This is a genomic window from Paenibacillus sp. FSL R10-2734, from assembly GCF_037963865.1.
In the GTDB taxonomy this organism is placed as follows: Bacteria; Bacillota; Bacilli; order Paenibacillales; family Paenibacillaceae; genus Paenibacillus_AQ.
In genome coordinates this window covers 3,442,423-3,458,027 of the sequence record NZ_CP150170.1, presented here as the reverse complement: position 1 = coordinate 3,458,027, position 15,605 = coordinate 3,442,423, and the positions used below count along the sequence as shown (strand labels likewise).

General features: G+C 45.3%; 6 protein-coding genes. All 6 read right to left on the bottom strand.

Annotated features, from left to right (window positions below; genetic code table 11):
• Nucleotide 1: 1 nt before the first annotated feature.
• Complete coding sequence (locus tag NSS67_RS15130) at nt 2-3,409, bottom strand: glycoside hydrolase family 2 TIM barrel-domain containing protein (protein ID WP_339320283.1); 3,408 nt, start codon at nt 3,407-3,409, stop codon at nt 2-4.
• 129 nt (nt 3,410-3,538) lie between these two features.
• Nucleotides 3,539-6,691, bottom strand: a complete 3,153-nt coding sequence (locus NSS67_RS15125) for an alpha-mannosidase (protein WP_339320282.1) — start codon at nt 6,689-6,691, stop codon at nt 3,539-3,541.
• 37 nt (nt 6,692-6,728) lie between these two features.
• Nucleotides 6,729-9,023 carry a glycoside hydrolase family 3 N-terminal domain-containing protein gene (locus NSS67_RS15120; protein WP_339320281.1) on the bottom strand — a complete coding sequence of 765 codons (2,295 nt, stop codon included), beginning with the start codon at nt 9,021-9,023 and terminating at the stop codon, nt 6,729-6,731.
• 27 nt (nt 9,024-9,050) lie between these two features.
• Nucleotides 9,051-11,495 (bottom strand): glycoside hydrolase, encoded by a 2,445-nt coding sequence (locus tag NSS67_RS15115; protein ID WP_339265537.1) that lies wholly within the window; start codon nt 11,493-11,495, stop codon nt 9,051-9,053.
• Between the two features lie 24 nt (nt 11,496-11,519).
• A complete protein-coding gene (locus tag NSS67_RS15110; protein ID WP_339320280.1) occupies nt 11,520-14,258 on the bottom strand; it encodes an alpha-mannosidase in 2,739 nt (912 codons plus the stop codon).
• A gap of 19 nt (nt 14,259-14,277) precedes the next feature.
• Nucleotides 14,278-15,597 (bottom strand): glycoside hydrolase family 125 protein, encoded by a 1,320-nt coding sequence (locus NSS67_RS15105; RefSeq protein ID WP_339320279.1) that lies wholly within the window; start codon nt 15,595-15,597, stop codon nt 14,278-14,280.
• Nucleotides 15,598-15,605: the final 8 nt, after the last annotated feature.

Genomic DNA, 15,605 nt, shown 5'->3' with positions numbered 1-15,605 from the left:
GCTATTTACCGTACTCTATAATCATTTGAGGATTATTAGTCATTCTGATCGTAGTCATTTGCGAATAACCTGATTCAATACGGATCGGTTCTCCGCAATAATTCCCCCAGCCTAACGCTGGGTAGTACCAGGCTTGATTGATAATAAGCTGTGCTTTGATTTTTGCAGGAATGGTATCATTCAGAATTTCGAATGCCTCGATGACAACTTCCGCTCCCTCGTAATCGACGGGGACTTCAATGGTAATCTTATGGTGAGCCAGTGGAAGTTCTCTGCAAGTAAATCGTTGTTGGTACAGTGGCATACCAATATCACTATGTGTACCAATGATGTGCTTGGGCTGATCATCTACGTGAACATGCATCGTTCCACCGGTTTTATGTTTCTTATACATGAACTGAACGCCTGTACCGTAAAATGAGAATTCAATGGTAGATCCCGGAGTATTCGAATGCCACACCGTACCTTTGATACCTTTTGAATCTTGTAGGTGCTGCCATTCGCCCGTATAGGTTAATGAATCGGTATCCGCATCGCTAACTAGTGTAGGCGGTTGATACATATAAGCTATTCGAGCAGCCTCGTTTCCGTTGGATTCTACGCGTAGAGTGGCGTCCGTATCTGCTAGACCAACACCATAGAAGTGAATATACTCTCGCATCGTTTGGAAATCATTAGTAACTAATCCTTTAGTAGAATCGTCTTTAAGTTCCAAGTAATAGTTGCGCATATCGTCCTTCCATTCCCACGCAGGTTGCTCTCCGTAAATGTCTGGTTGTTCATCACTAGCTTCACGAACCCGGTTGGCACGGCCGGTAAGTCTCCCTATATGATGCTCAGGATAAACACTGAATCGTCCTGATTTTTGCCATTCCACATAATCGATGTGCTCAGGCATATCAAATGCAACGCCAAGTTCTTGCATTTCAAGCTCACGTTCAACATTGTCCAGCGTATAGCGAATTTCAACTTTACCACTTGCGAACAGCTTCTGAACAAATAAAACTTTTATGCCTAGTGTGTATTGACCAGTAGTTGTGACTACAATCTGCTGGTCATTCTCGCAAGTTTCTACATGAATGGAACCTGGAATCCAATGACCAAGATCGACACCGGTCAAATTCAAATGCGGTCCACCTGTAAGTATAACTCGGTTTTGGAAAGTTGCTTGAGTGAGCATCGCTGATTCTTTGCAATATGTGAAAGAAACCATGTTGTTACGAATGAGATATTGCTCATCCGTTTCTTCGACCTTTAATGCTTCATACTCGGTATCACAGAATATGAACTGTCTTGTTGCAATTGGGAGCAGATATTCATCTACGACAATGCCATCCGATGTTTGGAACTGTAAATGTATGCGCTCTCGATCGCTCCAATCTCGTGCTGGGAGTTCGAGTTGCCCACTTGAGTATGGCTTAATATCAGGTCCATAGAAAGACGGTTGGGCAATAATTTGCCCATCCACGTGAATGCTGTAGCCAATGTTCACTTCATTCAGGTTAGTGTGATTGAACCAGTTACTAATTGAGATGATGAGTGGGGCATATCCTGGATTCCCAACGGTGCCTTCCTTAATCCGAATTGGGGAGTAGGCTTTCTTAGTCATCCAATATTCAGGCTTATGTCTGCGCCAGACATCACTCATATTACCCCATTCTCCGTATCCTGCGGCAGTACCAATTGAATGCTGTTGATGTCGTTCGGGGACACCATCAGGCAGGAAGAATATATCATCAATATTAGCCCACAATGCACCACCAAGCGCACCATGTGTATTGACAATCTTCTCCCATATCTTATATACACTCTCTCCCCAGAAGTTGCGTACGTTATTGTCTCGTTCAAGTTCCTCGATGTTATAGCAAGCGATATGTGCATATTCATCGTGAATAACAGGGGAAGAATAGTTAATGACGATATCTTTCTCAGACACCCCATAAGTAACTAAGTGGTAATCCATATCATTTGTATAATCAATATAATGTGCGCTATAAATATCGGTTGTACTGCCATCCTCAACTAAGAACGGATAACTGAATTTAGTTGGCCGAGTCGTCTCCTCTTGCTGAACGTACTGCAGCTGTCTTCTAAATTTATCCCCTTCCTCATTTGCGCGCCAGCCACTCTCATTAGCTAAGGACCATATAATAACGCTAGGATGAGAACGATCACGTTCTATCATTTCTGCTAATTGATTCATATACCATGGTTCGTCATCTCGCCATGGTCCAGGTCCATTTGCATACTGGAAATTAACAGCTGTTTCTTCCTCTACATACATACCAAGCGCATCGCATGCCGCAAGAAACTCCTCCGACGGTGGATAGTGAGAGGTTCGTACGTAGTTAACATTTTGCTCTCGTAGCAATATGACATCCTGTATATCCATTTCTGGTGTTGTTGTTCTACCGAGCTTTGGATGAATACTATGGCGGCATGTGCCCCTTAATTTAATTCGTTCTCCATTAATGTAGACTTCTTTCGGATCCGTCCCGTTCTTTCCTGCGAAGCTGATTTGTCTGAATCCAACTTGTACTTCAGCTTGCTCGATCAATTGAAGCTCATCGTCAAATAACTTGGCTTGTAGGGTGTATAGATAGGGCTGCTCAGCATTCCATTTCTTTGGTTGTTGAATGTTGAACGATATATCGAGGTGCTGTTGCTCAGGCTCAAAAACGATAGAATGCTCTTCAAGTGGTACGAGGGCTTGTTGTTGGTCTGTTAGCTCAAGTTGAACATAAACAGCTTTAGCTTGATGGAGTGCGGCACCTAGTGATACCTGCAAAAACGCATTATTGTAAGCGGTGTCAAATTCAATGTCATAATGAAATCTAGTAAGATGCGTCTTAGGTACTGCAATAAGCTCTATCGATCTTAGAATCCCACCAATATTATGATGAGCGTATTTGCTACCAATTGAAGGGTCCCATATGTCATCGATGAATTCAACGACGATAGTAGTAGCTTGCCCAGCGCGGATCTGATCCGTAATATCACAATCCCATGTCGTAAATCCACCCTGATGATCACGGTTATACAACCCGTTTATCCATACCTTAGCTTTGGAATATATACCATGGAACCTTAGTATTACATGCTTTCCATCATAATCTTCTGGAATCATAAAAGAAGTTGTGTAGTAGTATGGTGTGTCATTTTCGATATTATAGCCTTGCATTGCAACTTCACCAGGAACAATGATTTCATGCCAATCATAAGAATCGAGGTTTTGTGCCTCAATATGTTCAGTTGAGAGTGGATTCATACTGAAATACCATGGATTCTCAAGACATGTATTGAGACATATCACAGGATCTTTCGTGCCCGAAGTATAGGTAGGCTTCGTAATTATTGTAGGTCTTTTCCATGCTGTCGAATTGTTTAGTACTGATGTTGCCATGATCATGCTAATTCAACCTCCGAACATAGATTGATGGATGCCTAGCGTCAATATCATTCCAAAATGGACATAGGAAGAGAACGAACCGCCGTCGTCTTCCTATGTCGTTCAGATGCAGGATTCGTCCAATTTTGACTATACAGTCTTAATCTTGATCGTTTTTATTTCATAAGGTGTAAAGGTCAGTTGCCAGCTGTCCATTAACATGACTTCTTCTTCCAAGGCATTCGATACATACACCGCTTGATGTGGATACGGCCACTTCAGCTCGATCGTCTCACGACCTCCAGCGGATTCATACATACGAAGAATGATGCCATCGCCATCCTCAGCCCATTTGACCGTCTCCAAGACAACATGCTCACTTATAAATGGAAGCAACGAACAACATAGATCCCATACATTCGTGCTCGGTAGCTCTGTAGCATCTACGGTGGATACTGCAATATAAGCAGGTGGATGATTCAGCTCTGCTGCTGCTCGAAGTGTGTGTCCTTGGCGCCAATCACCGGCATGTGGATACAGTGCATAGGTGAACTCATGATATCCCTGATCTGCCGTTATATCCGGCCATCTTGGCGCACGTAGCAAGGAAAGACGAATCGTGCTTCCTTGGGTATCATAACCATACTTACAGTCATTCAGCACACTGACACCATAGCTATGCTCAGACACATCAGCGAAGCGATGACCACACACTTCATATTGTGCTTGATCCCAGCTTGTATTGCGATGTGTATTCCGCTCTAATGCGCCGAACGGTATTTCATAAGTGGCTCGACTTGTTACAACATCGAGTGGGAAGCCCACCTTCAGCAGCTTATGGGTTTCCTGCCAATCCACCTTTGTTCTAAACTCAATGCGAGCATGATGATGATATAGAACCATCTCCTGCTCAATCGTGGATTGTCCTAGGCGCCAACAAAAGCCTATGACATCGGTAACAGCTCCTGAGCTGATGAGCTTCTTCTCTAACAGAACTGCCTCTCCAGCAGACTGCTCTTCATAGCGCGGATCAATGTCCCATGCATCCCATAGCGTCGGACGATCATGGAAGAAATGTAACTGATTCGCCCGCTCTCCCGCCTTCACGATTTCACGATTCGCTTGTTTATCGTATAAGCTTAATATTTCTCCTTGTTCATTGAAGCGTATACGATAATAGGCTGTCTCCCACTCATCAAGCAGCTCTGGTAATACTTTCGGCGTTTCTGGCACTGCAGCTACTACATTTTCACGTACTAGAATCGTATTGTAGCCCATTGCCGGAACATTCGGTACGCGAATTCGAAGGATCTTGGTCGTTCCATAGGTACTAACTTCATAATCCAATGATTCGCCATCCGTAGTCACGATCGTTAAGCGATCCCATTCAATATTCGTAACACCTTGATCGATAAGATCCTGGGTAGTCAGCTCTAACACACAATCACGGCTCCAGCCCAAACTATTCAATACAAGGAACGGTGTTCCTTCCATCGTCCCTTCGATCTGAATATGTGCTGCAATGGCTGCCATCCCGGTCTGTAAGCTTGCTGTCCCACGCTCGAATACTTCCACATACTCTTTCATCGATGTCTCATACGTTTCTGTAATGGCAGAACCCGGAATAATATCATGGAACTGATTTAATAAAATCAATTTCCATCCCTCATGTAAATCATGCTGTAACGTCGTTGCTTGTTCTGAGCTCAGCGATGATCGGGCCAACGTAGACCATAACTCTGCTTCACGATACAGAACCTCAGCCTTCCGATTATTACGTTTGTTACGCCCATGTGTCGTATACGTACCTCGATGTAATTCAAGATACAGGTCACCGTGCCAGCTCGGTAAATTTGGATTTGCTTCGGAAATATCCGTGAAGAATGCCTCCGCGCTACTAAATTGAGAGGAGGGCTGACCGATCATGAGATCCGAGCGATGAATGTATTCGAGCATTTCACGCGTGACACCGCCACCGCCATCCCCATGCCCGTACAATAACATTTGTTCCGGATGCTTAGCTTTCTCCCGATAAGATTGCCAATGCTCATGAACATCCTTCGGCTGCGTATCTTCGTTCACCCCATGGTTGCAATACGATAGCAGCGGTGTTCCGTCAATTCCTACCCAATAAAACAAGTCATACGGGAATTGGTTCGTATCATTCCAATTCAGCTTCGTCGTCATGAAGTAACGCATGCCACCATGCTTCAAAATTTGCGGTAATGAGGCACAGTAGCCAAAGGTATCCGGTAACCATTCTATAAAGGATCGCTTGCCAAATTCCTGTTGATAAAATCGTTGGCCGTAGAGCATTTGCCGCATCAACGATTCACCACTTGGTATATTGAGATCCGGCTCCACCCACATGCCACCAACAAGCTCCCAGCGGCCTTCACGAATTCGTTCTTTTACACGCTCATATAACGCTGGATCATTCATCTTTAAATATTCGAAGAGTAACGGCTGACTTTGTGCATACCGATATTCAGGAAATTCATCCATTAAAGCATTTACAGTTGAGAACGTCCGGCTCGTCTTGCGAACCGTCTCACGACATGGCCACAGCCATGCAATATCAATATGAGATTGTCCTACCATATGGATGACACCTTCGCTATTGCCACCGATCTGTCTTATTTGTTCGACAAGCTGGTGTTCAATTGAAGCTGCGGCACCGCCTGCAATCTTCTCCGGTAATAACAGAGTAAATGCATCCATCGCTGTATATAAAGCTTCCATCATGCGAGTACGACGAAAATCTGACGTGGGTAGCAATTCGGCAGCCTTCATAATGACGCTTACAGAATACATCAGTGACTGCACTGTTGTGTTCACATAGACTAGCGTGCTATGAATCTTACGAATAGGAGCATGAATGGTCGCTTGCTGGTTTAACGGATCTACAGGCTCCGGCACAGCATCAAACAATTCAATTTCCACTTCGATTTGTTTGCCTACCTGATCTGGTAATTTAACAAATGGATGATTTCGATCTAACCCTTGAAAGGACTGCCCGTTGATACGAAGCAGCCCTTCCCCACCTGATCCGGAGGTAAAATATAAACCTACTGCGTCATCAGCCCATTCGTTCGGAATGGATAACGTCGTACGCAGCATATACGTTGTACCTTGTTTGCTTGGAAATAAATCAAAAGCATCGCTTCCGACAAAGGGACGTTCCTCGGTATATTTACCAGGTAATATATATTCCGTTGCTTGTACGTCCCAGTCCTTAATGGGAATCGATTCGAGCCACTGTCGTTCAGATAACTCTCGAATGAATCGTTGTATTCTAATCATTAGTAATCCTCCTGATCGTTCGTCGGCTTCATCGCACTCATTGTACAACCTGTAAATCGATGGACAATGTTTGCTCTACATTCGAACCGGTGTGAATTTCGAATCGACCAGGCTCGACGATCCATGTTAAATCTGCTGAGACAAATTGCAGCTCCTGTGACGTAATTGTAAAGTGAACCGTACGCTTCTCCCCAGGCTCCAAAACTATTTTACAGAAGCCCTTCAGCTCCTTCTCTGGGCGTGATATCGTACTGACACAGTCCTTGATGTACAGCTGAACGACCTCTTGTCCAGCCACATCTCCCGTATTCGTCACATCCACCGAAACCGTACAAGTACCACCAACGGAAATACTCGACTGATCCAATTGGATACTATCGTAGTGAAAGCTCGTGTAGCTCAGCCCATATCCAAATACATATTGCGGCTGGAAATCCGTCTCTAAATATCGATGCCCACGCGAACGCTTCTTATTATAGTACACAGGCAATTGTCCCAGATGCTTCGGAATGGATAATGTTAATCGACCTGATGGGTTGTAGTCACCGAACAGGATATCCGCAATCGCATGACCTCCTTCTTGTCCTGGATACCATGCCTCCACAATCGCATCAGCATGCTCATCAATCCATGGCTCAACAATTGGGCGACCATTGATATACACAACAATCAGCTTCTTGCCTAAACTGTGAAGCTCCTGCAACAGCTCGAGCTGTACTCCACATAAATTCAGCTGGGCACGATCAAACCCTTCTCCACAATCCATATCACTTAGCATAAACGTATCGGTAATGACCGCAGCCCCAGTCTTCAAATCAATCGTACCTTCGCCAAAATCACGTGCACTCGATCCGCCTACAACAGCAATAATTGTATCCGCTGTAGCGGCAGCTGCAATCGCTGACTCAAACCCTTCTCTCGACGGATCCTTGACTCGACAGCCTGGTGCATACACAACCTCACTAAAGCCTGAACACTTCGCGCGAACGCCATCCAATACGGTAACAATCTGCTCCCGCTCCTGCGGTGACGTATAATCGCCTAACTGGTTATACATATTGTTCGCGTTCGGTCCAATCACGGCGATCTTGCCACGGGATGGAGATAACGGTAATGCCTGTTCCTTATTCTTCAGTAACACAATGCCTTCGCGTGCAGCTTGCCGAGCCAGCTCTCGATGAGACGATTGACCAATAACTTGCTCTGCCAACGCTGGATTCACATACGGGTGTTCGAACAATCCTAATTCAAATTTCAAGCGCAAGATTCGCTCCACCGCAAGATCTAGATCTGACACTGCGATCAATTGCTGATCCAGCGCAGTTTGTAAATATTGCCCGAAGGTTTCACCGGACATCTCCATATCTACGCCCGCTTTCAGCGATAGACTGGCCGCTTCTTCTTCCGTCTCACAAATTTGATGACCGTGTCTGAGTTGACTCATCGCTCCACAATCCGTGATGACGAATCCGTCAAAGCCCCATGTGTCACGTAAAATATGCGTCAACAGCTCTTTACTAGACGTACAAGGTACGCCATCAATTTCGTTGTAAGCTGTCATTATGGATTTGGCACCTGCTGCAACCGCACGCTGGAAAGGAAGTAAATCCTTCTCCATCAGCTCACGCATGCCCATACGTACGGTATCCGCATTACGCCCACCATCTGGACTACCATAAGCTACAAAATGCTTCAAGGTTGCAAGAATGGTATGATCCGTATTTAACGAATCCCCTTGCAACCCTTTCACCGCAGCTATTGCCATTTCACTAATCAAATAAGGATCTTCACCAAAGCATTCCTCTGTCCGCCCCCATCGCGGATCACGTGTCACGTCCAATACAGGAGAATAGGTAGCTGCTCCCCCTTGTGCACGAGTCTCTACCGCTACAGCTTGACAAACCTGTCGGAACAACTCTGTATTCCAGCTACTTCCTATGGTCAGTGGTACAGGGAACACCGTGTTCCCTATGGCCATATGTCCATGGGAGCATTCCTCACCAAATAGAATTGGAATGCCTAGTCGCGTATGCTCCATTGCATATCGCTGAATAAGATTAGTAACCTCGGCCCCTTCACGCAGGGACAAGCCTGTTTCAAGTGTAACCTCTGTCCATGGATCTGCTCGAAGCACACCATATAGTGAACCGACTCCACCATTCGCAATTGCGTCTTTAAATGTATCCGTGAGCTGAACATCTCCGTCGCCTTTTACATATGTCTTCCAGCCAAAAGGCTGGAGAAGCTGTCCAAGCTTCTCCTCCAGCGTCATTTCGGCCAACAAATCTGCAACACGCTCAGCAATAGATAACGAAGGGTTTTTATATTTCATTCGATATATACCTCCAGTTTTGTTGAGCTAGTGTTGGCGCCAAGCTAGAATGCCAGCATTCATTCCACGGCATGCATCCATGGAAGCATCCGGTTTGCTATAGTTCTCGCCCCAAGTGATGAAATATCTAAATTCATAGAAACCACCCAATGTCGCAGAGAAATTAGTTTCCCAATAGTTATTCATCACCCAAGCGTACAAATGAGCTGGATCCTGCTCTAGCTTCTCATCACCGTTAAGCAGTCGATACCCATGTTCTAGCGAACCTAGCTGAATTAATGGAGTGTCTGGCATCGCGATCACAACGCCTTGCGATTCGGAAACATATACAGCTCCTTCTCCAACCGCTGTGTAATCTGCTAAGCTGCCTGGTAATTGATCCTTCCGCATCCGTGTCAACGCATCCATCTTATCCACCCATAAGTCATACTTATCCGTTGATAATGAGCCACCAAAAGGAAGTGAAACATATAAGTTTTCAGGCTTCCATACGCTCTCTTTATGCATACGTACGGCCACATCCACACGTGGACGATCCGCGTATACTGTTAAGAACAAGGAATAATGCTCACAGCCATCCACCTTATAGGTCAATTGAATAATGCCATACACCGGACCTTGCGTAATGAGCTCCGCACTAATTAACTCGCCCGTTGAAACGATCGCATCCGGTCCCTTCCGATTACGGCCCATCAGACGACGCACCTCGGTCATTTCTCCAACCTTCGTTGCAGGTGTAACATCATAGACTGGCGTAAAAGCTGCGTGCTGGCGATCAGCTCGAAGTAGCTCTTTTCCTGTCGTTTTATCGACCCACGAGGTGATCCCTTCGCCCTTTTTCCACGTGATGTGTACAAATGGAGTTTCTACATAGGAAGATGTCATGCGGAAATTCTTCACATCATGCGTAACATCCAGATCCATCACGCGATCGGATGCTAAATAATCGTTCATAAAAGCGGTTCCGATACTTGGTTTCACGGCGAAGATCTGAAGTACTCTCTCTTCACTTGGCTGCAATGTTACCGGAATCGTTACGATCACACCTCGAGATGCCAGACGAAGCTGTGCTGGAATGACCTCATTCGTCGTAATATCACGCACCTCGAAGCCATTCTTGATCTCATCGTGATACCATCCTTCGAGAATGAGATGCGCATAATCTTCTTGTACGAAATGATATGGATTATGAATTTTAAACTTCATAGGGCGCCCAGGAGCAAGTAATGCATCGCCCTTCGCCTCAAGAATGTCATACAACGCACGATGCGCAATCGTACTTGCATTGGCAGCAAAGGCTTCCTTCCGCAAGCCTAATTCCTGAACGAACGGATTCCAAGGCTCGGAAATGGATGAATGATAGCCCCATGTATGCTCAGCAAACATCGTTAACTGATATTCCATCTCCTTCATCGTCTCCGATGTAACGATTTCACAGTTCGGATCCAGCCTTCTAACCTTTTGATATACACGTTGTGCTTCACGGAATACTTGTACATGCTTCGGTGTTGAACCTACGCCATCCGTCCACCAGTCTGGCCAATCTCCACGATACACAGGAATATCTTCCGCATGCTGCTGTGCATGAGCACGAACTTCATCGAAGAAATCATCTAAAGTTGCCATCTGAATCTCAATATTTTCGCCGTGCTTCGCATTCCATTGACGAATGAAGGTCATCGTCTCCGCATTCGGTGGATTGTTATCCGTTGGTAGCCCTGAGAACATAGCCGGGAAGAAGTTAAAGGCATAGCCATCCTCTTGCAAACGCTCAATGTAGCGAAGTATACGCTGTTCAGCAATCTCGAATGTAGCGCCATGACTCATATCAAATTCATCTTTGATCGTATATTTCCCGCCCATACCAGGTACAAGCCCCAGATCATTACCGAATACATAATGCTCCCCACTCCAGGTCAGCAAGCGATCACCGGAAGGCATTTCCCACCAGAAAGGCTGCTGCTTCTTCCAGCAAGGAAACATTCCGTGATGGGTATGAATGCAGGTAGATAAATTATGAATACCGGCATCTAACAATGCCTGACCATACCCCCAGCTGAAGCCGTTAATGTCTGCAGTCATCGCTGATGTAATTGGAGCTTCAATGGAATATCCAAAATCTCGTACACGGGCAATCATCGATGTGAACAAATCTTTGCCGATTAATTCCGTCATATTCAAGTACGTACCGGACAAGCCGATATCACCACGCTTAACTCCGGCTACGAACTCTTCCTTTTCTTGCTCCGTTGCCCGACTCAGGAAGGTTTCGATAGGCCAGAATGTTTCACATACCCACTTAAACCCCTCCCATTCAGGTCGACGACCGGATTGAATTTCACGCAAAATGTGAAGCACCTGCCGGATAAAGTCTACATGATATTGTTGGATCTTCTCCTGACGCTCTGTGTAGCCGATATCGGTATGGGAATGATGAATTGCATAAATTTTCCAAGGTTTTGTGTTAGTCATCTTTTATTCTCCTCTACTTGGTGCTCATATCGATTTATTAAGAACAACAGTTACGATCTCGGCCGCCTTTACTTCAAGCTGGATGACAGCGTTTGAATCGGCCGTAAGCGCTTCCTCATGTGATTCGAGTATATTACTTTTATACGCCTGACTATAGTTCATACGAGGTTCGAAGGCTAAAGTCGTTGGTGAAGTGGTCATGTTGAACCAACGAATCGCAAGATCACCCGTTGCTTCAGCTACCTTCACGGAAGAGAGCTGCATGTCATTTCCACTCGCCTGCAACCATTGATGTTTCGGCTGAAGACTACCATTATGAATATCTGTCGATACAGTCATCCATGGTATTTGATATTGATAGGCAAGCGCATACGCTTCTTCAGCTACCGCAGAACCATGTGGAATAATCATGAGCTCCGCCTGAGCAGGACCTAGACATTGTGCTTCTGGTGTGTAGAAGACGCCCCAATCTCCAAGCTCACCTGTGCAGCGTAGCAATGTAACGGCAATCGTATTCCGTCCATCACGTAACACTTCGTATTCATTTAACCCTTTATTAGCGATGGTTAAGCCCGTCACGTCGTCCTTCACACTAACGAACGCTTGCTGATGTTGACTATTGTCTGGGTTCGTCCACTCACTCGAAGGTTCTGTGCTTCGTGTTGCGATCTCAAACATCGAATCCGCCTGATGCACATCGCTGACGAGATCCGTTGGGAACAGCATTCTGATGCGATGATCCTTCGCTTGATTATCGAAGGAGCTCTTCACTTGAAGTCCCTTACTATATTTCTCAAGCGTTACAGTCGTTGTTATATGGAGCTTCACGGTTTCGGTTGAACGTCCAGCCTGACGACTCGGGAACCACACGATGCCTTGCTGCTCTGCTGCGAGCAATTCATCCGCACTTACTGGAATGTCCCAATCATGAACGATTTGTACCGTACATGCGTATGGCTGATCGGATACGATAGAAATATCAGCTATAAGCGCTTCTGTCGTCAATACGTTCGTATTCTTCGGCTGACAATACATGTATTCATTTCCGATATCGCCGCTATTCTCATAAATACCGAGACCGCGATATACTTTACCATTTGCCTTATCCGTTAATGTGATCGAGCCATTATCTTCAATCCGTGCAGCAATAAACTCATTCTCTAGCGTCCGTTCATGAAGTAGCGAGCTTTCCTTTATTTCAGAATGTGGTCTCTCTACTACATCCTCCATCCAGGCATAAACTTGATGACCATTTGCAGGAACTGCTTCGACATGAAGCTCTAATCGAACACGGCGTGAGAAATACGGCTGACGAAATTTATCATCAGGCAAGTCATAACCAAAGTGGAGCCCCAGATCGGTTAGCTGATATTCTAGCTGACGCCCACCATGATCAATCACGCGATGAGGATGAATCTCGTGCGATGTCATCTGATTACGCATCTTCTCGATCGTTTCGCCTTCCCGGAAATAGATACGAGCAATATCCAGCTCCACCGTAACTACCCCACTGCGGTCATGGCCTGTCGTATTAAACACAATGAATGGACATGCGTGATCCCCGTATTCGGCGAAGCATGATGTATCCACATGATTTGCGATCGTCTCCATACTGTTCTGTACAATAGATTCTGTAACGTGACGGCTCTTGTCGAATCGCGTTACCATCTCACGATGTACCTCATCCACACTACAGCCACAAATACTATCATGCGGATGATTCTGCATGAGCGTCTTCCATGCATAAGTGAATAAGTGATGTGGATACGCATGTCCCAACTGATGAGCATAAGCAGATAACGGCTCAGCAACCTTCTCGAGCAATGTCTGACCCTGCTGGTTCATTTGCTTCAAATACACACGAGAGGAGGCCGTATTCACTAACGTTCCCCATCCATCTGTACGCTGACTTCGAAGCTCACCTTGGACGGTTGATAATTCACAATCAAGTGAACGATGCAGTGCATTCAGATAATCATTGAAATTGGAGTGAATAAACTCCGTGTCTGGATAGAGTTCACTAGCTGTCCGAATGGCTTCCGGCAAGTCCAGCTGAGCTGGCTGGTGATCACAGCCGTTCATATATAGTAGCTCGCTCGTCGATGCATATTTTTCCGCATCCGCTAGCTTCCGATCCCAATATGCCTTGGCTTCTACCGGATCTACTGGGACTTCATTTCCATTCGAGTACCAATTCGCAAATAGAATACCGAGTACCTTGGAGCCATCTGGGCCTTCCCAGATCAATTCGGAGTAAGACGATTCATAATCTCCATCCGATACCTCATTGTTGAAGCCCGTCGGCTTCACACCACGTCCGAAGAAGGCGTTCTGAATACCTGACTGCTGCATCAGCTGTGGTGTCTGTCCACACAACCCGAAGGTATCAGGAAAGTATCCAATTTTGGATACTTCCCCATACTTCAGTGCATCTTGATGACCGATCTGCATATTTCTTACATTGGCTTCACTACTGGTGAGGAACGCATCCTGCAATATATACCATGGACCAATAAGGATTCGACCATTTTGAATATGACGCAACAGCCGCTCCTTCTGATCCGGTCTAACTTGAAGATAATCCTCGAGAATGATCGTCTGCCCATCCATGAAAAAGCTACGAAATTCTGACTCCTCGTCCAACCGATCTAGCAAACTATCTACCAATTGAACGAGACGAACATGATGCTTCTCATAGGGTAAATACCATTCACGATCCCAGTGCGAATGGGAAACGATATGTGCCGTTCTTTTCTTCGTCATGCCATTGCTCCCCCTCTCACTACAAGATACCTTCCTGCATCGCCTTGTACACGAGTTGAGAGAACAAGCTATTCGACCAAGCAAACCATTTTCTTGTGAAAATCGTTGGATCGTCAGAATGGAATCCTTCATGCATATAGCCTGTATCCGCATCCGTCTTCTCCAGTAACTCGATCATCGCTAGCTTCTCTTCTGCTGTCGTTGCTGTGAGCCCTTGCATAGATAGTGACAAATGCCAAACATAACCTGCCGGTGTATGTGGACTACCAATACCTTTTGCTACTTTACCTTCAAAGTAATAAGGGTTTTCCTTGGATAACACAAATCTTCTCGTGTTCTGATAGATTTCATCCTCAGTTGTGCAATAGCCCAAGTAAGGAATCGAAATCAATCCCGGTGTTCCCGCATCATCCATGAGACAGTGGTTACCATAGCCATCCGTCTCAAAAGCATAAATCGGTCCGAATTGCGGATGACGATAAATACCGTATGTTTTGATCCCATGATCGATATCTGCTTCTAAATCCTTCAACTCTTGCAAAAATTCCATATCACGGAATACCCACTCCGCAAATTCCTGCATTTGGCGAAGTGTAACCACCGCGAACATATTTCCTGGAATGTTGTAGTGGAATTCGCATACATCATCGCTTGAGCGGAAGCCTGACCACACCATTCCTGTATAGTTGACAGGCATTCCAAGACCTTTATTTCGTAAGGAATCCTCAGGAATACCGTTATTTCGAGTGAAGCGATATGGCGATTCTTCAAAGTGACGCTGTTCTGTGATGAACAAGTTATACATAATACGCATAGCCGATTTGAACCCAGCATCGAATATATCTGTAATCCCTGTTTCCTTCCATAGCGCATAAGCAAGCCGCATCGAGAAACATAAGGAGTCAATTTCAAATTTACGCTCCCATACCCAAGGGGACATGTCTGTTATATCCGTCGTATTCCAATGCCAATCATTCGCAGATTCATTAAATGCATTCGCGTATGGATCAATATGAATGTACTGTATATGACGCTTTACTAAGCCTTTAAGAATGCGTTGAAGAGCTTCGTCCTCTTTGGCAAACGGTACATAATGAATGACCTGCTCTACCGAATCCCGTAACCAACAAGCTGGAATGTCTCCTGTGATGACAAAAGTCGTTCCATCCTCTTTTAATTTCGTCGTCGTTTCCAAAGTATTCGGGAAGCAGTTCTTAAATAGCTGAAGTAGCTTCGGTCGATGCGCAAGCTTCTCTTCTGCTTCTTGTAGAACTTCTTGAATCGATTGTGGCAAGGTTAAGGATGGCATCGTAATTTTGGGTAATCTAAACTGTTCCATTGATAAGC